Origin of the sequence: Comamonas sp. MYb69 (assembly GCF_037479315.1) — a bacterium.
Taxonomy (GTDB): domain Bacteria; phylum Pseudomonadota; class Gammaproteobacteria; order Burkholderiales; family Burkholderiaceae_C; genus Comamonas.
Window position 1 is genome coordinate 401,291 of the sequence record NZ_JBBGZG010000004.1, and the last position, 20,412, is coordinate 421,702.

General features: G+C 64.0%; 20 protein-coding genes. 16 read left to right on the forward strand and 4 right to left on the reverse strand.

Going from position 1 to position 20,412, the window contains the following annotated elements; translation table 11 throughout:
* Positions 1-43 precede the first annotated feature (43 nt).
* Positions 44-1,060: an aldo/keto reductase gene (locus WH303_RS08130; protein ID WP_339517874.1), complete on the forward strand. Its 1,017-nt coding sequence runs from the start codon at positions 44-46 to the stop codon at positions 1,058-1,060.
* 105 nt (positions 1,061-1,165) lie between these two features.
* Here the strand turns inward: WH303_RS08130 and WH303_RS08135 are convergent, their stop codons facing one another.
* The 4 genes from WH303_RS08135 to WH303_RS08150 are packed head-to-tail and all read right to left on the reverse strand — an operon-like array spanning position 1,166 to position 4,788.
* Positions 1,166-1,879: an SDR family NAD(P)-dependent oxidoreductase gene (locus WH303_RS08135; RefSeq protein ID WP_339517875.1), complete on the reverse strand. Its 714-nt coding sequence runs from the start codon at positions 1,877-1,879 to the stop codon at positions 1,166-1,168.
* Between the two features lie 12 nt (positions 1,880-1,891).
* On the reverse strand, positions 1,892-2,989 hold the full coding sequence (locus tag WH303_RS08140) for a 2,3-butanediol dehydrogenase (RefSeq protein WP_339517911.1): 1,098 nt from the start codon (positions 2,987-2,989) through the stop codon (positions 1,892-1,894).
* Positions 2,989-4,230 carry an MFS transporter gene (locus WH303_RS08145; RefSeq protein WP_339517876.1) on the reverse strand — a complete coding sequence of 414 codons (1,242 nt, stop codon included), beginning with the start codon at positions 4,228-4,230 and terminating at the stop codon, positions 2,989-2,991. Before WH303_RS08145 ends, WH303_RS08140 begins: the two co-directional genes overlap by 1 nt.
* A gap of 24 nt (positions 4,231-4,254) precedes the next feature.
* On the reverse strand, positions 4,255-4,788 hold the full coding sequence (locus WH303_RS08150) for a 2,4'-dihydroxyacetophenone dioxygenase family protein (RefSeq protein WP_339517877.1): 534 nt from the start codon (positions 4,786-4,788) through the stop codon (positions 4,255-4,257).
* Positions 4,789-5,228: 440 nt separating this feature from the next.
* Between WH303_RS08150 and WH303_RS08155 the strand changes: the two genes are divergently transcribed.
* The 15 genes from WH303_RS08155 to bamB all read left to right on the forward strand — a co-directional run bounded on the left by WH303_RS08155 (position 5,229) and on the right by bamB (position 20,396).
* Positions 5,229-6,179 carry a LysR family transcriptional regulator gene (locus tag WH303_RS08155; protein WP_339517878.1) on the forward strand — a complete coding sequence of 317 codons (951 nt, stop codon included), beginning with the start codon at positions 5,229-5,231 and terminating at the stop codon, positions 6,177-6,179.
* A gap of 181 nt (positions 6,180-6,360) precedes the next feature.
* Positions 6,361-7,140, forward strand: a complete 780-nt coding sequence (surE, locus tag WH303_RS08160; RefSeq protein ID WP_021027545.1) for a 5'/3'-nucleotidase SurE — start codon at positions 6,361-6,363, stop codon at positions 7,138-7,140.
* Positions 7,137-7,937, forward strand: coding sequence for a protein-L-isoaspartate(D-aspartate) O-methyltransferase (locus WH303_RS08165; protein ID WP_409935145.1), 801 nt, complete (start codon positions 7,137-7,139; stop codon positions 7,935-7,937). The genes surE and WH303_RS08165 overlap by 4 nt, the downstream gene beginning before the upstream one ends.
* Positions 7,938-7,948: 11 nt before the next feature.
* Entirely contained in the window at positions 7,949-8,794 is an 846-nt protein-coding gene (locus WH303_RS08170) for a peptidoglycan DD-metalloendopeptidase family protein (protein ID WP_339517879.1), read from the forward strand.
* Positions 8,794-9,861: an RluA family pseudouridine synthase gene (locus WH303_RS08175; RefSeq protein WP_339517881.1), complete on the forward strand. Its 1,068-nt coding sequence runs from the start codon at positions 8,794-8,796 to the stop codon at positions 9,859-9,861. The genes WH303_RS08170 and WH303_RS08175 overlap by 1 nt, the downstream gene beginning before the upstream one ends.
* Positions 9,862-10,059: 198 nt before the next feature.
* Positions 10,060-10,974 (forward strand): SMC-Scp complex subunit ScpB, encoded by a 915-nt coding sequence (scpB, locus tag WH303_RS08180; RefSeq protein ID WP_339517883.1) that lies wholly within the window; start codon positions 10,060-10,062, stop codon positions 10,972-10,974.
* Positions 10,964-12,424, forward strand: coding sequence for a pseudouridine synthase (locus WH303_RS08185; RefSeq protein ID WP_445228266.1), 1,461 nt, complete (start codon positions 10,964-10,966; stop codon positions 12,422-12,424). The genes scpB and WH303_RS08185 overlap by 11 nt, the downstream gene beginning before the upstream one ends.
* 79 nt (positions 12,425-12,503) lie before the next feature.
* The gene (ndk, locus tag WH303_RS08190; RefSeq protein WP_021027513.1) at positions 12,504-12,929 is read left to right on the forward strand and encodes a nucleoside-diphosphate kinase; all 426 of its coding nucleotides are present in this window, start codon (positions 12,504-12,506) and stop codon (positions 12,927-12,929) included.
* 59 nt (positions 12,930-12,988) lie between these two features.
* Positions 12,989-14,110: a 23S rRNA (adenine(2503)-C(2))-methyltransferase RlmN gene (gene rlmN, locus WH303_RS08195; RefSeq protein ID WP_021027514.1), complete on the forward strand. Its 1,122-nt coding sequence runs from the start codon at positions 12,989-12,991 to the stop codon at positions 14,108-14,110.
* Between the two features lie 31 nt (positions 14,111-14,141).
* The gene (gene pilW / locus WH303_RS08200) at positions 14,142-14,969 is read left to right on the forward strand and encodes a type IV pilus biogenesis/stability protein PilW (protein WP_052330060.1); all 828 of its coding nucleotides are present in this window, start codon (positions 14,142-14,144) and stop codon (positions 14,967-14,969) included.
* On the forward strand, positions 14,966-15,883 hold the full coding sequence (locus WH303_RS08205; protein ID WP_339517887.1) for a RodZ domain-containing protein: 918 nt from the start codon (positions 14,966-14,968) through the stop codon (positions 15,881-15,883). Before pilW ends, WH303_RS08205 begins: the two co-directional genes overlap by 4 nt.
* A gap of 33 nt (positions 15,884-15,916) precedes the next feature.
* On the forward strand, positions 15,917-17,161 hold the full coding sequence (ispG, locus tag WH303_RS08210) for a flavodoxin-dependent (E)-4-hydroxy-3-methylbut-2-enyl-diphosphate synthase (RefSeq protein WP_052330062.1): 1,245 nt from the start codon (positions 15,917-15,919) through the stop codon (positions 17,159-17,161).
* 61 nt (positions 17,162-17,222) lie between these two features.
* Positions 17,223-18,527: a histidine--tRNA ligase gene (hisS, locus tag WH303_RS08215; RefSeq protein ID WP_021027517.1), complete on the forward strand. Its 1,305-nt coding sequence runs from the start codon at positions 17,223-17,225 to the stop codon at positions 18,525-18,527.
* A gap of 50 nt (positions 18,528-18,577) precedes the next feature.
* Complete coding sequence (locus WH303_RS08220; RefSeq protein WP_339517889.1) at positions 18,578-19,222, forward strand: YfgM family protein; 645 nt, start codon at positions 18,578-18,580, stop codon at positions 19,220-19,222.
* Between the two features lie 22 nt (positions 19,223-19,244).
* Positions 19,245-20,396 (forward strand): outer membrane protein assembly factor BamB, encoded by a 1,152-nt coding sequence (gene bamB / locus WH303_RS08225; protein WP_312990064.1) that lies wholly within the window; start codon positions 19,245-19,247, stop codon positions 20,394-20,396.
* The last annotated feature ends 16 nt before the right edge of the window (positions 20,397-20,412 follow it).

Consider the following 20,412-nt stretch of genomic DNA (forward strand, 5'->3'; position numbering starts at 1 on the left):
TGCACTCCTTATCGCAGGCGGTTTTGGTTTTTCAGGAGAGATGATGAGCGAACGCCTTATTGGCCCCTTCCAGGTCGGCCCTGTCGCCCTGGGTTGCATGAACCTGAGCCATGCCTATGGCCACCCGGCCACGCAGGCGCAGGCCCAGGCGCTGCTGCATGCAGCGCTGGATGCAGGCGTCACCTTGTTTGATACTGCAGCACTCTATGGCTTTGGCGCCAATGAAGCGCTGGTCGGGCCGGTGCTCAAGCCGCACCGCCACCGCATCACCTTGGCGAGCAAGTGCGGTATGGCGGGTGTGCGCGGCGACGATGGCGTGATGCGCCGTGTGATTGATGGCCATCCCAAGACCTTGCGTCGCCATTGCGAAGACAGCCTGCAGCGGCTGGGCACCGATGTCATTGACCTGTACTACCTGCACCGCTGGGACCGGCGGGTGCCGATCGAAGAATCGGTGGGCGCGATGTCGCGTCTGGTGGAAGAGGGCAAGGTGCGGGCGCTGGGGCTGTCCGAGGTCGGGGCAGAGACGCTGCGGCGCGCCCATGCCACCCACCCGATTGCGGCCTTGCAAAGCGAGTATTCGCTGTGGTCACGCAATGCCGAGTTGGGAAGCTTGCAGGCCTGCCGCGAGCTGGGCATTGCCTATGTGGCCTTCAGCCCGATGGGCCGGGCTTTTCTGTCGGGCAAATTGCCTGCCGGCACCCAATGGGTGCCGGGCGATATCCGTGCGGGCATGCCCCGTTTTCAGCCCGAGGCTTATGCCAAGAACCTGCGACTGCTGGCGCCCATGCAGGCGATTGCCGAGCGCGCGGACTGCAGTCTGGCTGAGCTCGCCATTGCCTGGGTGCTGCACCAGGGCGAGCATGTGGTTGCGCTGCCCGGCACCACCGACATCGCCCATTTGCATGAAAATCTGCGCGGTGGCAGCGTGCGCCTGGATGCTGGCTTGCTGGCCGAGCTCGATGCCTTGTTTGCACCGCAGGCCATCGAGGGCGAGCGCTATGCACCAGCTTCGCAGCGCGAAGTGGATACCGAAAAGTTTGCCTTCGAGCAGGGCTGATGCCAGGCTGACAGGGCGCTTGGGGCGCTGTGCAAAACGGGGAGCGGATCTCGCTAACTCCCCGTTCTGCTGTCCTGAGCGGCCTGCCCAGCCCGCGCGGCGGCGCTAGACCGTCAGGTAGCCGCCATCGACGGGAATCACGGCGCCGTTGACAAACGATGCCGCTGGGGAGCACAGAAACCCGATTACCGCGGCCACCTCGGACGCATGGCCCCAGCGCTGCATGGGGGTGCGAGCAAGGATGCCTGCCGAGGCCTTGGGGTCGGCCATCAGGCCTTCGCTCAAGGGGGTGGCAATCCAGCCGGGAGCGACCGCATTGACACGCACGCCCTCATGCGCCCAGGTTTGGGCCAGCGAGCGCGTCAGCTGCACAATGCCGCCCTTGCTGGCGCTGTAGGCGGGGCGGTCCTTGCTGCCAAAGTAGCTGTACATCGAGGCCACATTGACGATGCAACCCTGGCGCTGCAGCAGATGCGGCGCAGCGGCCATCGAGGCCTGCATCACGGCGGTCAAATTGGTGTGCATCACCTGCAGGAAGGCCTCTGGCTGGTATTCCTGTGCATGGCGGCTGATGCCCGCTGCGTTGACCAGCGCATCGAGCCGGGGCTGCTCGGCGATCGTCTGGTTCAGCTTGGCGCTGTCACAGACATCGAGCTCCAGGCACTGGATGCGGGGATGGCGCGGCGCATGCAGGCCCTGCGCGTCCAGCCCCAGCGCCAGCACGGAGGCGCCGGCATGGGCAAAGTGCAGCGCGGCGCTCGCGCCAATGCCGGAGGTGCCTCCGGTGATGAGAATGACATTTTCTTCGATAGTGGACATTTTTGGTGGTTCCTATGGCCGGTGGTTGCAGCCCGCGCTCGGGCGTGTGCCTGGGCCCGGGCTGATGAGAATCTTGATCTGGGACCGGTCCTGCACCAGCGCTGCAAAGCCGTCGCGCTCCGCCAGCTCCAGCGGCACGGTTTGGGTGATGATGCTGCTGGGGTCAAAGGCGCCGGCCGCGATGAGCCCGATCAATTCCGGGTACACATCGCGGTAACCGACGCTGGCCACCAGGCTCAGCTCGCGGTTGACAGCGTCAAAGGCGTCGAGCCGCGCCTCGGGCATCAGCCCCACCATCACCATGTTTCCGCCTTTGCGCAGCGCGCGCAATGCGCCTTCGAACGTGGCTTGCAGGCCGGCGGCTTCAAAGCTGGTGTCTACGCCCAGGCCCGCAGTGGCCGAGGCAATGGTGTGCCGCAACTCGCGCGGCGTGAGGCCCTTGGCATCGATGGCGTGGCTGGCGCCTGCCTGCTTTGCCATGTGCAGGCGCTCGGGTGATACATCCACCGCAATGATGGTGTGCGCTCCTTGCAGTTTGGCGAGCGTGACCAGCAGCAGCCCGATGGGGCCCAGCCCGAAGATGGCGCAGCTGGCGCCTGCGGCCAACTGGCTGCGGCGCAGCGCATGCAGTGCGACGGCGGCGGGCTCCAGCACAGCGGCCTGCTCCAGGGTCACCGCATCGGGCAGGCGATGGAGCATATAGCTGGGCACCACGGCAAACTCGGCCATGCCGCCGTCGCCCATCAGCCCGGCAAAACCCATATCGGCGCAGAGGTTGTAGGCGCCGCTGCGGCAGTAGGCGCAGTGGCTGCAGCGGTACTCAGGCTCCACCGCCACCCGGTTACCCACCTGTAGGCCGGTCACCTCGCTGCCCAGCTCGACCACCGTGCCACAGAACTCGTGGCCCAGCGTCAACGGCGCGCTGCGCCCCGACACGGCATGGACGGTGCCGACCGGGATGGCATGGGGGCCTGATTCGTATTCGTGCAAGTCGCTGCCGCAGATGCCGCAGTACTGCACCGCAATCCGTACTTGCCGGGGGCCGGGGCGTGGGATGGGGATCTGCTCCAGGCGCAGATCCTGGGCGCCATGCCAGCGCAGCGCGCGCATCATGGCGTAGCTCCTGTAGCGGCACGGCGCTGCAGCACCAGCGGCGCCGTTTCCTTCAGGCCCAGCGCGAGCAGCCCGGCCACCAGTGCCCCGGCAGCCGCTATCCACATGGCAACGGGCAGGCCGAAGCGGTCGGCCGCCAGGCCCGCGGCGGTGGGGGCCACAAAGCCACCCACCAGTTCGCCCGCGCCCATGATGAGGCCCAGCGCCCCCGTCAACACCCGGGGCGGCACGGTTTCAGCCGGGACCGTGGCCATGAAGAGGGTGAAACACCCCAGGCCGGTATAGGTGAAGAACACCACCGCCCCCAGGGCGATGGCCGAATCCCCATAGATCAGCGCGATGGGGCACAGCGCAGCAATCGGTGCAAAGATGGCCAGCGCTGGTTTGCGTCCGATCCGGTCGGAGATGGCAGGTACCGCAAAGCCCCAGAACACCCAGGCCGCTCCCAGGCAGCTCATCACCAAGCCCATGTCGCCCGGCGAAAACGCACGGTACTTGACGAGAAAGGTGGGCGCAAACGAGATGATGATGATGAACCAGGTGAGGAAAAAGCAGCTGATGAGCATGCACAGCAGCACATTGCGCTCGCGCAGCAGGGCCCAGCGGTTGATTGGCGCGGGCTTGGCGTCTGCGGCAGGGACTCCGCCCGGGTGTTCATGCACCCAGCGCCAGATGCACAGCGCGATCAGCATGCCGGGGATGACGGTGACATAAAAGGCCACGCGCCAGCCAAAATGCGTGGCCAGGCCAATGACCACGGGTGGCCCGATCATTGCGCCAATCAGGCCGGCCGACGAGCCCTGCAGCAAGCCCATGTTGAGGCCGCGCCGCGAGGGCGTGGAGCTTTGGATCATCAGGGACTGCGCAATGGGCAGCACCGGCCCTTCGGCCAGGCCCATCAGGGCGCGGAACACCAGCAGGCTGATGAAGCCCGCTACGAGCCCGGACAGGGCCGAGCAGATGGAAAAGCCCAGCACGGACACCACCAGCAAGGCCTTGCGCTTTGCGCGCGAATCGGACCAGGCGCCTGCGATCGCCCCGGAGACGGCCCAGGTCAGTGCCAGGGCCGAGGAGATCATGCCCAGCTGGGTCTGGCTCAGATCGAGCTCGTCTTGCATGAAGGGGAACAGGAAGGACAGCGCCAGGCGGTCAAAGAAGACAAAGCCGAATGTCAGAAAGAGGATCAGCAGCAGCCGGTTCTCATAGGTCCACAGCGCGCGGATGGAGGATGGTTTCATGGCGTTCTCCAGGCTCTGCATCCGTTAGCGGAAGAGCTTTTCGACGGCATCGGCGCCCAGGCCCACCTTTTCGTAGTGGGCCTTGCACATGGCGATGTAGGAGTGCACATCAAAGTAGCCATCAGGCTTGCCTTGTTCATCCAGCCAGATCAGCGGCCCTTTGACGATGAAGAAGGCCCGCATCGGCTCGGGATGGTCGAAGGCCACCAGCGTGTGGCCTTCGCCGGGGGTCTCGTAGACAAAGTCACCTTGGGTCGCGGTCCAGTCGTGCTCCAGGTAGCCCCATTTGCCCGAGATGGTGTAGGCAAAGACTTCATGGGGGTGGTAGTGGCGATTGACCAGGCCCGCTTTCTTGGCCATCAGGATGTCGCACCACTTGTTTTGTGACGGCGAAATCCACAAGGGGCGGGAGAACACGGTGTCGGTGAACGGCACATACAGGCGCTCGTCTTCCGGCACCGCGTTGGGGGTGTAGACCTCGGGGAGCGCATCGGGCATGAAGGGGTTGGCAATGGGGCTGAGGTGTTGCCAGAACTCGGTGTTGGCTTTGTCGACCATGGTGAATCTCCTTGGGATTGAGGGAAGGGTTGGGGGCGCTGCCATGCAAGGCCTGAGGCGGCATGGAGCGGGAAGGAAGGGGATGCAGCCGATCGCCGCAGTGACGCTGCTGCTTGAGGGGCCCGATGCCCGGAAAGCGGGTGCAACCCTGGGTTACAAGGACCGCATACAGGCTGGCCTGAGTGACCGATGCGCGTCAGTTCGTGGGCGGCGTGGGGCTGGGCTCGCTTGCGACGCGCCTCGTGAACGCGTGGTCTGCGCTGGCATCGATCCGCTTGGGCTTCATCCTTGGGTCTCCTGGCCTTCTGTGTTGTATGAAGAGTCCCATTCTGTGGAAGATGCCCCCAGAGTCCTAGGTGGCAGCGCAGCTAGCAGCTATAGCAAAATGGCATAATAATAGTTAAAAATTATTAATATTTCATAAATAAAATGGAATGCCTATGAATTTGCAGCAAATCGAAACCTTTGTCGCGGTGGCAGAAACCGGCAGCTTTAGCAAGGCGGCCCTGTTGTCGGACGCGGCGCAGCCGGCGCTGAGCCGGCAGGTGCGGGCACTGGAGGTGGAGCTGCGTGAGACCTTGCTGATCCGCACCGGGCGCGGTGTGACCTTGACGGAGGCCGGAAGGCGTTTGCTTGAGCACAGCCACACCATCTTGCAGCACGTGGCCCAGGCCAAGGAGGACCTGGGCTGTGAGCGCGATGAACCGGTGGGCCGCATCGTGGTGGGGCTGCCGCCCAGTCTGGCCAGGCGGCTGACGCTGCCGCTGATCCAAGCGTTCGGCAGCAAAATGCCCAAGGCCCGCGTGGCGATCGTCGAGGGCTTCTCCGTTCAGATGGCCGAATGGCTGGCCTCGGGGCGCATGGACCTGGGCCTGGTCTATTCGCCCGAACCCCATCCGCATCTCGAGATCAGCCCGGTCCTGCAGGAGGGCCTGTGTCTGGTGGGGCCCGCCAGTACGCTGGGCGCCCGCCCCAGCATCGCATTCAAGGATCTGTCGGAGTTTCCGCTGATCATGCCGCAGTACGGCCAGATCTTTCGCAAGCTGATGGAGGCCCAGGCCAGGCTGTCGCAGGTCAAGCTCAATGTGGTCTGGGAGGTGTCGAGCGTGCCGGCCATCTTGGATTTGGTGCGCGGCGGCTATGGCTATGCGGCCTTGACACGCAGTGCGCTCGACGGGCATGCAGTGGGTGAGCGGCTGGTGGTCGCGCCCATCGAGTCGCCAGCGGTGATGATCAACCTGTGCCTGGCGCAGTCGGCCAAGCGAAAAGCCACGCCCTTGGTGCGTTGCACCGCGGCCGTGTTGCAGGCCCTGACCACCGAGGTCTGTGCGCAGGCCCGGCCCAACGCGCCCGGCGAGGGCCCCGGCAGCGACAGCGGCATGTCATCGTAATTTTGTGTAGCAATGGGCCAGGTGCCTGGGGGCAGGGCGGCAGCGCTCCTTACTATGCCTGAGCCCTGTGCATAGGCCGCGTTTAAGCGGGGTGGGGCGGCCTTGCCGGTCGCTTTGCTGCCACACTCCGCTCGGGTTCCGTGTTGGCACCTCTACAATGCAGTGCAACTGATTCAATGACATGAAGATACTGCTTTGTAACGATGATGGTTATCAGGCGCCCGGCATCGTGGCGTTGCATGATGCATTGCAGGCGGTCGCTGATGTCGAGGTGGTGGCACCAGAACACAACAACAGTGCCAAATCGAATGCGCTGACCTTGCATTCGCCGCTGTATGTGCAGCGCGCAGCCAATGGCTTTCGCTATGTCAATGGCACACCGGCCGACTGCGTACACATTGCGCTGACGGGGCTATTGGGTTATCGGCCCGATTTGGTCATCTCCGGCATCAATAACGGCGCCAATATGGGCGATGACACCATCTACTCCGGCACCGTGGGCGCGGCGATGGAGGGCTATCTGTTCGGTATCCCGGCGATGGCCTTCTCGCAGATCGACAAGGGCTGGGGCGAGCTGGAATCGGCCGCCAAAAAGGCCTGCGAGCTGGTGCAGCAGTTTGAAGCGGCCAAGCTCGTGACCCTCAAGCCCTGGCTGCTCAATATCAATATTCCCAACCTGCCGTTTGACGAGATCAAGCCGCTCAAGCTCTGCCGTCTGGGGCGCCGGCATTCGGCCGAGAAGGTGATCACCCAGACCAGCCCCCGGGGCGAGACCATGTACTGGATCGGCAATGCCGGCCTCGCGCTCGATGATGCCGAAGGCACCGACTTCCATGCGGCGGCGTCCGGCCATATGGCGATCACGCCGCTCAAGGTCGATTTGACCGACCATGACAGCCTCGCTTACTGGGCGCAGACGGCGACCAGCCTGCGCAGCAAGGACCTGGAGGTGCCAGGGTGACCTTGCGCAAGCCAGGCTTTCCTGCCCGCGGTGCCATGCCTGTGAGCACCAAGCCACAGGCCAGCAGCGTGCATCGGCAATGGGCCCGGCTGCCTGCGGAGTTGTCGCCCGTACCGATGGCGGTGCGCGAGTCGCTGGGTCCGGAGAGCGTGGATTTCACCTCGGCGCGCTGGCGCATGGTGCAGCGCCTGGCCGCATCTGGCGTGGAGCACACGCGGGTGCTCAAAGTGATGAATTCCGTGCTGCGCCACCAGTTTGTTGACAGTGCACTGGCGGTTCAAGCCTATGAGGACACCAGTTTGCCTATAGGATTGGGGCAAACCATCTCCAAACCCAGTGTGGTGGCGCGGATGTGCGAGCTACTGCTGCAATCGCCTGCGGGGAAAATGGGCCTGGGCCGCATTTTGGAGATTGGCACGGGCTGCGGCTACCAGGCGGCGGTTCTGAGCCTGATGGCCAAGGAGGTGTATACCATTGAGCGGCTGCGTGCGTTGCATGAAAAGGCGCGGGTCAACCTGCGGCCTTTGCGGCTGGCCAATGTGCATCTGATCCTCGGTGATGGCATGCTGGGTTTTGAAAAGGGCGCGCCTTATGCCGGGATCATCGCCGCGGCCGGCGGGGATTCGGTCCCCCAGGCCTGGTGTGACCAACTGGCTGAAGGCGGCCGGCTCGTGGCCCCGGTGATGGGGCCGGGCCAACAACAGGTTTTGCTCGTCGTGGACCGCAGTGCTGATGGATTTCAACGCACGGTTCTGGAGCATGTTCATTTCGTACCCCTAAAATCGGGGCTTGGTTAAGAAGGATAGGTATGTTGGATTCACGTGGTGTTTTGACGTGGGGTGCCAGTGTGGTGGCAGCCATGGTGCTGGCAGGGTGCGGTAGTACATCGCTGAACCAGGCGCCCGTGGAAGATCGGGGCTCTTCGGCAGGCCGCACGCCGACGTCGACCACGGCCACGCCGCCGCGCATCGATCCGGCCACCCTGCCTGGCGCAGAAAACGCCGGCAAGCCCGGTTACTACACCGTCAAGCCCGGCGAGACCCTGATGCGCATTGCCGCTGACAATGGCCAGAACTGGCGCGACATTGCACGCTGGAGCAATCTGGAAAATCCCAATGTGATCGAAGTGGGCCAGGTGCTGCGCGTGGTGCCGCCGGTGAGCGCCACTGCCAGTGCGGCCCCGGCCGCGACTGCGCCTGCTGTGACCGGTGCGAACACGCCAGCGGCCACGCCTGCACCGGCCCCAGCGCCTGCTGCCGCAGCTTCTGCGCCGGCCGCAGCCGATGGCAACCTGGGCTTTATCTGGCCGTCGTCGGGCACCGTGATTGCGGGCTTTGACGATGCGCGCAACAAGGGCCTGGACATTGGTGGCAAGGCCGGTGACCCGGTCGTGGCAGCCGCTGACGGCCGTGTGATCTATTCGGGTGCCGGCCTGCGCGGCTACGGCAACCTGATCTTGATCAAGCACAACAACACCTACCTGACCGCCTACGCCCACAACCAGACCTTGCTGGTCAAGGACGACCAGGTGGTCAAGAAGGGCCAGAAGATTGCCGAGATGGGTAGCTCCGACGCCGACCGCGTGAAGCTGCACTTTGAGGTGCGCCGCCAGGGCAAGCCGGTCGATCCATCGCGCTACCTGCCTTCCCGCTGATGCCGGGCACTTCTTCGAAGCCGACATCGCCGCCCGCCGACGATGTCGGCTTTTCCCATTTGGACGATGCCCCATTGTCCTCGGCGGAAGGCGATGAAGAGTCGGCGGAGGTCGAGGCCCAGGCCTGGGAGAGCCGCACGGTCGTAGCTGGGGTGGACGAACACGGCATGCGCCTGGACAAGGCACTGGCGCAGTGGGTGCCCGAGTTCTCGCGCAGCTACCTGCAGGCCTTGCTGCTGCAAGGCGCGGTGCTGGTCAATGGCAAGTCGGGCCTCAAGCCCAGTGCCAAGGTCAAGGCCGGTGACCAGGCGGTGGTCGAGCTGCGTCCCACGCAGCAAAGCCAGGCCTTTTTGCCGCAGGATATTGCGCTCGATGTGGTCTACCAGGACGAGCACCTGCTCATCATCAACAAGCCCGCCGGCATGGTGGTGCACCCGGCACCGGGCAACTGGAGCGGCACCTTGCTCAATGCCTTGCTGGCCTACGACGCCAAGGCGGCCCAGCTGCCGCGCGCGGGCATCGTGCACCGGCTCGACAAGGACACCAGTGGCCTGATGGTGGTGGCGCGCGAGCGCCAGACCATGGATGCGCTGGTCAAGCTGATTGCCGCACGCGATGTGCGCCGCAACTACCTGGCGCTGGGCCACAAGCCCTGGCAGGGCGCGGCGCAGACCTCGGTCAGTCTGCCCATTGGGCGCGATCCGCGCAACCGGCTGCGCATGGCGGCGGTCGATCTGGCCCAGCACCCGGGCAAGCCGGCGCGTACCGATATCCGCCTGCTCGTCAATGGCGAGCAGGGCTGCGCGGTGTTTTGCAGCCTGCACACCGGGCGCACCCACCAGATCCGCGTGCACATGGCCTCGCTCCAGCACCCGCTGCTGGCCGATACGCTCTACGGCGGCACGCCAGCGGCCGGTATGGAGCGCCAGGCGCTGCATGCGCTGCGGCTGGCCTTTGTGCATCCGGTCACCGGCCAGAGCATGTCCTGGTTCGCGCTGCCGCCTGCCGATATCACTTCGGCGATGGAAAATTGGGATCTTCGGTATAATTTGGCCCAATTGGCCTAAGCGCTGCCCCTGCAGGTCTGGTTTTTGACCAGCGCAAACCCGGAGTTTGCACACTGCAGCGGTGGCGCCCAGTGCCGGCGGCTATGGGCGCTTATGCCTGCGCCGTGATCTTGGCCATGCAAACGCGGCCCTCTTGATACGCATTCCTTTGTCTCAACACGCAGCCCGCGCGCTGGCGTGCCAACAGGGATTTATCGCATGCATACTTTGGAAGCAAAACGGGTGCTGGAGACTGCGCTGATCTGCGCGCCCCAGCCCATCACCGTGCGTGAGCTGCGGGGATTGTTTGCCGATGATTTGGGAACGGACACGCTCAAGGTGCTGCTGCAGGAGCTGCAGCTCGACTGGTCACACCGTGGTGTGGAGCTGGTGCAGGTGGCCTCGGGCTGGCGCTTTCAGAGCCGGCCGGAGATGCGCGAGTACCTCGATCGCCTGCACCCGGAAAAGCCCCCCAAGTACTCGCGTGCGACCTTGGAGACCTTGGCCATCATTGCCTACCGGCAGCCGGTGACCCGTGGCGATATCGAAGATATCCGGGGCGTCACCGTCAACAGCTTGATCATCAAGCAGTTGGAGGACCGGGGCTGGGTGGAAGTGATTGGCTACCGGGAGACCATCGGGCGGCCTGCGCTGCTGGCGACCACCCGGCAGTTTCTGGATGACCTGGGTCTGCAGTCGCTGGACCAGCTGCCCGAGTTGGACAGCAGCAACCAGCCGCAGACCATGTTTGACAGCCTGCCGCTGGAAGCTGCGCCGGACGAGGCAGTGCCGCAGGATGCCGGGCCGCCGGATGCCGAGGCTTTTGAGTTGGTGGGCGAGTCGATGCCGATGGCAGCGCCCGCTGGCGATGTGGATGTGTTGGAGAGTTTGCAAGATTTGCAGGACGCGCAGGATTTACAAGACGCGCAGGATGTGCAGACCTCACCGCTAGGTGAGGCTGCTGACGATGAAGATGCTGCCGCCAATCTGGCGGCTGAGGCCCAGGCGGCCAGTGGCGAGGCAGATGCCCCCGCCGCAGCGGCCACACCAAGAGATACGGATCCTCTGGACCGTGTTGACGATGCACATAATTCCGCACCAGGCGGGGTAGAAAAGCAAAAAGATGATGAGTGATACCAGCGATATGAATGCGCCCCAGGACGGAGATAAGGCCTTGCAAGAAGGTGCTGCCCCGTCAGAAAAGCGCCGTGCGCCGCGCAAGCGTGCCGTGCCCGCGCAAGCGGCAGCGGCCGACGAATCCCAGGCGGCGGGCGCCGATGCCGGTGAGGCTGATGGCGATGCCGCAGCCCAGCCTGCCGAGCCGCGTGCGCGTCGTGATGGCGAGCCGCGCGTGAGCCGTTACCCAGCCCGTGCCCGCCGTTTCCGCGAGCGTGATGGACAGCCGCGTGATGCGCAGGGCGCAGAAGGCGATGCGCCACCGGCCCGTGGCCGCGGTCCTGCGGGCCGCCCGCAGCGCGATGCCGAATCGGAAGGCTATGCCTTTGAAGATGTGGTGGCCGGCGCGCTGGAAGCGGCGGAAGACTCGGACACCCCCGCGCCGGTCAAGCGCGTGCTCCAGCCCCATGTGGAAGCGCCCAAGCTGCACAAGCTGCTGGCCCAGGCCGGCATGGGTTCGCGCCTGGAGATGGAGCGCCTGATTCTGGAAGGCCGCATCTCCGTCAACAACGAGCCGGCACACGTCGGTCAGCGCATTTTGCACAGCGACAAGATCCGTGTGAATGGCAAGCTGATCACCTTCCGCATCGAGCAGCCGCCAGCGCGCGTGCTCGCCTACCACAAGCCGGTGGGCGAGGTGGTGACGCATGACGATCCACAGAACCGCCCGACGGTGTTCCGCAAGCTGCCGCGCGTCTCGCACGGCAAGTGGCAGTCCATTGGCCGTCTCGATCTGAACACCGAAGGTCTGCTGCTGTTCACCAACTCGGGTGAATTGGCCAACAACCTAATGCACCCGCGCTTTGGCCTCGAGCGCGAGTACGCGGTGCGCGTGCTGGGTGCGCTGACCAATGAAGAAAAGGCCTTGCTGCTCGCTGGCGTGAACCTGGAAGATGGCGTGGCGAGCTTTGGCTCCATCGACGACGGCGGTGGCGAAGGCGCCAACTGCTGGTACCGCGTCACCATCTCCGAAGGCCGCAACCGCGAAGTGCGCCGCATGTTCGAGTCGGTGGGTCACGCGGTCAGCCGCCTGATCCGTATCCGCTACGGCGCCATGGTGCTGCCGCGCGGCCTGCGCCGGGGCTCCTGGGTCGAGCTCGACCAGCGTGACATCCAGGCGCTGACCGTGGCTGCCGGTGGCGTGGCTGAGCGCAAACCCCGTGAGCAGAATTCGGCTGGCCGGGGCGGACGCAGTGACAACCGTCCCCAGCACAACGGCCCGCGCCCATCGGTGGGCCCGGCCAAGAACACCCGGGGTGGTGGCTTGCGCAAGGCGCCCGAGAAGCGCAGTACCCAACCCGATCCGATGAAGACCTCGCTGGGCTACATCGGTCACGACAGCCTGACGCGTCAGCGCCAGGGCCAACGCAAGAGCGGTGGCGGATTCAAGCGCGGTGGAAGGTCGTAGTCACGCCGCTGACTTCCAGGACACCGTACAATCAAAGGTTTGCTTTTAGAGCAAAAAATCCATCAACAGGAAATTTATTATGGCAATCGAACGTACCCTCTCGATCATCAAGCCCGATGCAGTGGCTAAGAATGTTATCGGTCAAATCTACGCCCGCTTTGAAGCTGCTGGCCTGAAGATCGTGGCCGCCAAGCTGGTGCAACTGTCGCGTCAAGACGCTGAGCAGTTCTACGCTGTGCACGCTGCCCGTCCTTTCTTCAAGGATCTGGTGGACTTCATGATCTCCGGTCCTGTGATGATCCAGGCTCTGGAAGGCGAAAACGCCATCCTGAAGAACCGTGAGCTGATGGGCGCTACCGACCCTAAGAAGGCTGACAAGGGCACGATCCGCGCTGACTTCGCTGACAGCATCGACGCCAACGCCGTGCACGGCTCTGACGCCGCTGAGACCGCCGCTGTGGAAGTGGCGTTCTTCTTCCCCGGCATGAACGTTTATTCCCGTTAATTGACATGTACGCGGCCGCAAGGCCGCGTGGCATAGGTAAGTGGCCCGAGCGTATATCCATGACCACCAATTTGCTTGATTTTGATTTGGCTGGTTTGACCGCCTTTTGCGAAGGGCTGGGAGAGAAGCGCTTCCGGGCCACGCAGCTTTTTCGCTGGATCCACCAGCGCGGTGCAGCTGATTTCGACCAGATGACCGATCTGGCCAAGTCTCTGCGCGAAAAACTCAAGGGCACGGCCCATGTCACGGCGCTGCCCGTGATCACCGAGCATGTGTCCGCCGACGGAACGGTCAAGTGGCTGTTCGACGTGGGTGATGGCAATGCCGTCGAATCCGTATTCATTCCCGAAGATGACCGTGGCACCTTGTGCGTCTCTTCGCAGGCCGGTTGCGCGGTGGGATGCCGCTTTTGCTCGACAGGGCACCAGGGCTTCAGCCGCAACCTGACCACCGGCGAAATCATGGCGCAGCTGTGGTTTGCCGAACACGCGCTGCGCAAGCGCCTGGGGCGCGACGAGCGCATCATCTCCAACGTGGTGATGATGGGCATGGGCGAGCCCCTGCAAAATTACACGGCTCTGGTGCCAGCGCTGCGCACCATGCTTGATGACCATGGCTATGGTCTGTCGCGCCGCCGCGTCACCGTCTCCACCTCGGGCGTCGTGCCGATGATGGACCGCCTGGCGCAGGATTGCGCGGTGGCGCTGGCCGTGTCGCTGCACGCCCCCAACGATCCGCTGCGCAATGGCCTGGTGCCGCTGAACAAGAAATACCCGCTTGACGAGCTGATGCAGTCCTGCCGCCGCTACCTGGAGTTTGCGCCGCGTGACTTCATCACCTTTGAGTACTGCATGCTCGACGGCGTCAACGACCAACCCGAGCATGCCCAGCAATTGATAGCACTGGTGCGAGAGTATGCGGGCAACGGCGGGGCATGGTGCAAATTCAATTTGATTCCATTCAACCCTTTTCCAGCCTCGGGTCTGTTACGATCACCTGCCAGTCGGGTGACGGAATTTGCCAAGATGCTCTCGGACGCGGGCGTTGTGACCACCGTGCGCAAGACCCGGGGTGACGACATCGATGCGGCCTGCGGCCAGCTCGCTGGCGATGTGAAAGACCGTACCAAAGCGGCAGAACGCATGGCCAAGAACCGGGTCATACCGCTGGCGCAAGTCTAGAAATAGTCCAAACAGTTTGAGGAGGGTGTGCATGCAAGAGGCTGTGACAATAGGGCAACCGAGGGTACATCGCCTCACGGCTGCCGCCTTGCTGGGTTTGGCCCTGGTAGGCGGTTTGTCGGGCTGTGGTACCAGCAGCAGTACGGCCCGTGAGGATGCCGCCTATGTCACCCAATCCGATGAGACCGAAATCCATCGGCGCGCGCGCATCCGCCTTGAGCTCGCTGCCAACTATTTCCAGTCCGGCAAGACCACGATTGCGCTCGACGAGATCAAGCAGGTGCTGGCGCTCGATCCCAACAGCGGCGATGCCTACAACATGCGTGGCCTCATCTATATGCAGCTGGGCGAGCCCGATATTGCCGCTGAGAGCTTCAGCAAGGCCCAGTCGCTCAAGCCTACCGATGGCGACATCATGCACAACCACGGCTGGCTGCTCTGCCAGGAGAAAAAATACGAGGCTGCGGACCGCTATTTCAACCAGGCCCTGGTGCAGCGCCAGTATTTTCAGCAAGCCAAGACCTTGATGGCCCAGGGCCTGTGCCACGAAGCGGCCGGCAAACCTGCCGAGGCCGAGGCCAGCTTGCTCAAGGCCTATGAATACGACGCGGGCAACCCCATCGTCAGCTTCAACCTCGCCAAGCTGCTGAACCAGCGCGGCGATGCGCGCCGTGCGCAGTTCTATATCCGGCGCCTGAACAACGGCGAGCTGGCCAATGCCGGGTCCTTGTTCCTCGGTATCCAAATTGAAAAAGCCCTGGGCGATGGAGCGAGCGCACGTGCGCTTGCTGCCCAATTGCAAAAGCGTTTCCCCGACTCCAAAGAGGCGGCACGTATCGCTGGTGGAGGCGTGCTGTGATCGAGTCTGATATCCAAGAAGCAACGAACGCCAACAACGCGGCCTCGGGTGCCCCCCTGAGCGCTGGCGAGATGCTGCGCCAGGCGCGCGAGGAGCTGGGCTACCACCTGCCGGCCGTAGCCGCGCACCTGAAGGTGTCGGTGCACAAGCTCGAAGCGCTGGAAGCGGGCAATTGGAGTGCCTTCCCGGATGTGGTCTTTGTGCGTGCGCTGGCCTCGGCGGTGTGCCGTGTGCTCAAGATCGACCCGGCGCCGGTGCTTGCCCAACTGCCCAAGCCGCCCGGCAAGGACCTGAGCCCGGGCGTGGAGAGCGTCAAGACCCGCGTGGCCGTGGGCCCGGCGCAGAGCAAGAAAAACGATTTCCCCAGCAGCAAGCCCTTTCCCTGGATGGGCGTGGTCGTGCTCCTGATCGTAGCGACCGTCGGCGTGCTGTTTTATCCGCAGCTGGCGGACTACTGGAAGAGCCAGACCGCCGCGTCTGCGCCGGCGCCGGCGCGCTCGAACAATGTCGCCGGTGTGGCTGACCAGTCCGAGCCGGTAGCGCTGGGCGGCAGCTCGACCGACCCGGTGCCCGAGGCGCCGGCCAATGGCGCGGCTGACGCCGGTGGCAGCGCTGCGCTGGCTGGTCAGTCCAGCCCCGCCGCTGCTGCTCCGGTGGTGGCTGCCCCTGCTGAAGGCGCGCCGTTGCTGCATTTCAAGGCCAGCCAGGACAGCTGGGTGCAGGTCAAGGAAGCCAGTGGCAAGGTGGTGTTTGAGAAGACCATTCGCGCTGGCACGAGTGAAGATATCGCGGCCACGCCGCCGCTCAAGCTCATCGTGGGCAATGCGGTGGGCGTGGAGATGCAGCTGCGCGGGTCGGCTTTTGATCTGAAAAAAGTGACCAAGGGCAGCACCGCCCGTTTTGAGGTGAATTAAGTGCAAGAAGAGAACATCCTGTTGCCCGTGCCCATGGTGGCGCCGGCCGCCCGCAAAAGTCGCCAGGCCCGTGTGGTCTGGGGTGACCGGGTGGTGACGGTCGGGGGCGATGCGCCGGTGCGCATACAGTCGATGACGAATACCGATACCGTGGATGTGATCGAGACGGCCATCCAGGTCAAGGAGCTGGCGCAGGCGGGCTCGGAGATGGTGCGCATCACCGTCAACACGCCCGAGGCCGCAGCAGCGGTGCCCTATGTGCGCGAGCAGCTCGACCGTATGGGCGAGAACGTGCCGCTGGTGGGCGATTTCCACTACAACGGCCACCGCCTGCTCACCGAATTCCCCGACTGCGCCAAGGCGCTGTCCAAGTACCGCATCAACCCGGGCAACGTGGGCAAGGGCGACAAGAAGGACAAGCAGTTCGGCCAGATGATTGAGGCGGCCATGCAGTACGACAAGGCCGTGCGCATTGGCGTGAACTGGGGCAGCCTGGACCAGGAGTTGCTCGCCGAGCTGATGGACGAGAACAACCGCCGTGCGGTGCCCTGGGATGGGCGCCAGGTGATGTACGAGGCGCTGATCACCTCGGCCATTTCCTCTGCGCAGCGTGCCGAGGAAATGGGCCTGAACGGCGACCAGATCATCCTGTCCTGCAAGGTCAGTGGGGTGCAGGATCTGGTGGCGGTCTACCGCGGCCTGTCTGCGCGCTGCGACTATGCCTTGCACCTGGGGCTGACCGAGGCGGGCATGGGCACCAAGGGCACGGTGGCCTCGGCCGCTGCGCTGTCGATTCTGCTGCAAGACGGTATTGGCGACACCATCCGCGTGTCGCTGACCCCGCAGCCGGGCGAAGCGCGCACGCAAGAGGTGGTGGTCGCCAGCGAGATTCTGCAGGCCATGGGCATGCGCAGCTTTGTGCCCAGCGTCACCGCCTGCCCGGGCTGCGGCCGTACCACCAGCACCACCTTCCAGGAGTTGGCGCGCGACATCGACCAGCACCTGCGCTCGCAAATGCCGGTCTGGCGTGTGAAGTACCCCGGCGTCGAGAAGATGAAGGTGGCCGTGATGGGCTGCATCGTCAATGGCCCCGGCGAGAGCAAGCATGCCGATATCGGCATCAGCCTGCCGGGCAATGGCGAGTCGCCCGCCGCTCCCGTCTTTATCGACGGCGAAAAGGCGCTGACCTTGCGCGGTGACCGCATTGCGCAGGAGTTCCACGAGATCGTGCAGGCCTATGTGGAGCGCCGCTACGGGGCTGCCAAGGTAGATAATTGAGAGCTGCACTTGCTGGCCTGGCAAGTGTTTGCAAGCATACTGAACAGAGAGATTGAAGCCCATGGGCATGAATGAAAAGCTGGCCGCCATCAAAGGCATGAACGATATCCTGCCGCCCGATTCGGCCATGTGGGAATGGTTTGAAGGCAAGGTGCGCGATGTGATGGGGCGCTTTGCCTACCGCAATATCCGCACGCCGCTGGCCGAGCACACGGCGCTGTTTGTGCGCGGCCTGGGCGAGGTGACCGATATCGTCGAGAAGGAAATGTATTCCTTCGAAGACCGGGCCGACAAGCATGGCCAGGCCGAGCACCTGACCCTGCGTCCCGAAGGCACGGCCGGCGTGGTGCGTGCCGTGGTCGAGAACAACCTGCTCTATGACGGCGGCAAGCGCCTGTTCTACATCGGCGCGATGTTCCGCCGCGAAAAGCCCCAGCGCGGCCGCTACCGCCAGTTCCACCAGGTGGGTGTTGAAGCCATGGGTTTTGGCGGCGCCGAGCTCGATGCCGAGGTGATCCTGCTGGCCGCGCAGCTGTGGAAGGACCTGGGCATTGAAGGCGTGCGCCTGGAGCTCAACAGCCTTGGTCAGCCCGAGGAGCGCCGCGCGCACCGTGAGGCACTGGTGGCCTATTTCGAGCAGCACACCGAGGTGATGGACGACGAGGGCAAGCGCCGCATGTATAGCAACCCGCTGCGTGTGCTCGACACCAAGAACCCGGCCATGCAGGCCATGGTCAATGCCGCGCCCCAGCTGCTTGATTTTCTGGGTGAGGACTCCAAGGCCCACCTCAAGGCCGTGCAGGACATCCTGGACGCCAATGGCGTGGCCTGGTCGGTCAACCCGCGCCTGGTGCGCGGCATGGACTACTACAACCTGACGGTGTTCGAGTTCATCACCGACAAGCTCGGCTCGCAAGGCACGATCTGCGGCGGCGGCCGCTATGACTACCTGATCGAGCAGATTGGCGGCAAGCCCGCGCCGGCCGTGGGCTGGGGCATGGGCATCGAGCGCGTGCTCGAGCTGATCAAGGAGCTGAATATCCAGTGGGATCGCCCGTCTATTGACGCCTACGCTATCCTGCCGGACGCAGCCCTGCTGCCGCAGGCCATGCGCGTGATCCAGACCCTGCGACAAGCCGGTGTGCGGGTGCAGATGCATGGCTCGGCCGTGGCAGGGAGCCTGGGCAGCATGAAGTCGCAGTTCAAGAAGGCCGATGCCAGCGGCGCCGCTTGCGCGCTGATCTTTGGCAGCGACGAGATGCAGCGCGGCATGGTGACCGTCAAGCAACTGCGTGATGGCGAGGGCGCCCAGGCAGAACGCGCTATTGATGCCGTGGCCGATTGGGCAGCGCAATTGCGCGCATAAGCGCAATCGCAGCGGCAAGCTTTTTTTTGATTCAACTCCATTAGAACAATATGGCAACGCATTTAGATCTGGAAGAACAGGAACAGATAGACCAGCTCAAGCACTTCTGGAACAAGTGGGGCACCTTGATCACCACGGTACTGGTGATTGTGCTGGGTGGCTTTGCCGCCTGGAATGGCTACCAGTACTGGCAAAACCACCAGGCATCGCAAGCGAGCGCACTGTCGTCGGCGGTCGAATCGGCCGTCAACTCCGGTGACAAGACCCGTATCGACCAGGCCTTTGGCGACCTACGCAGCAACTACGGCGGCACCGTGCAGGCGGCGCATGCCGGTCTGCTGGTGGCCAAGGCCGCGGGTGACAAGGGCCAGATGGACGATGCCAAGGCAGCGCTCACCTGGGTGGCCGACAATGCATCGGACGAAGGCCTCAAGGCCACCGCCCGCGTGCGTTTGGCGGCTGTGCTGCTCAACAGCCAGGCCTATGACGAGGCGCTCAAGGTGCTGGGCACCAAGATGCCGACCGAGTTCGATGCCGTGGTGGCAGACCACAAGGGCGATGTCTACCTGGCCAAGGGCGACAAGGCGCAAGCCATCGAGTCGTACAAGGCGGCCTTGCAAAAGACCGAACCGGGCGTGGAATACCGCAACGTGATCTCCGTCAAGCTCAATGCGCTGGGCGAAGATCTGAAGTGATGGATGGCAGAAGGCAGTGCGCATGAAACAACAACAGGCATATGCTGCAGCAGCTGCTGCAGCCAAGGTTTTGACGGTATCGGCAGTGGCGCTGGCCATTGCGGGCTGTTCTTTGTTCTCGTCGGACAAGCGCAAGCCCACTGAGCTGGAGCCCAATGTCGCACTGCTGTCTGTGCAGCAGGTCTGGACGCAGCGCATTGGCAAGAGCAATCCCACCTTGGTGATGAATGTCAGCGGCAAGGTGGTGACCCTGGCTTCGGCCGACGGCCAGGTGGCTGCGATCAATGCCGACACCGGTGCCGATCTGTGGCGCGTCAACGTGGGTCAGAAGCTCTCGGCGGGCGTGGGCAGTGATGGCAAATGGGCCGCCGTGGTGACCGAAGACGGCAACCTGGTCGCGCTGACCCAGGGCAAGGAAATGTGGCGCAAGCGCCTGCCAGCGCGTGTCTATACCGCGCCGCTGGTGGCGGGCGAGCGCATCTTTGTGCAAAGCGCGGACCGTTCGGTGCAGGCCTTTGATGCGGCCTCGGGCCAGGCTCTGTGGAGCCAGGCCAAGACCAGCGAAGCGCTGGTGCTGCGCCAAAGCGGTGTGCTGACCGCCTACCAGGACACCCTGGTCGCCGGCGTGTCGGGCCGCTTTGTTGGCATCGACCCCAACACCGGCGCCCTGCGCTGGGAAGTGCCGATTGCCAGCCCCCGTGGCACCAATGACGTCGAGCGTCTGGTGGAACTGGTGGGTGGCGTCTCGCGCCAAGGCTCGGTGCTGTGCACGCGTGCCTACCAGATGGCCGTGGGCTGTATCGATGCCGCTACTGCGCAGCTGAGCTGGACGGTGCGTGCCGACGGTATCAATGGCATCTCGGGTGATGCCGATGTGGTGGCCGGTGCCGATGGCAATGGCGTGATCACGGCCTGGGCGCATGAGGGTGGCAGCGTGGTGTGGACGAGCAATCGCCTGCGCTACCGCAAGCTGAGCCAGCCGCTGGTGCTGGGCCGCTCTGTGATTTTTGGTGATAGTTCGGGCACGGTGCATATGCTGTCCAAGAAAGACGGCTCGCCGCTCAACCGCTTCTCTACCAACAGCTCCGGAATCTCCGTGGCGCCGGTAGTGGCGGGCAACACCATGGTGGTGCAGACGAATGACGGCGCGGTGTATGGCTTTCGGCCCGAGTAAGAAAAGAAAAAGTAGT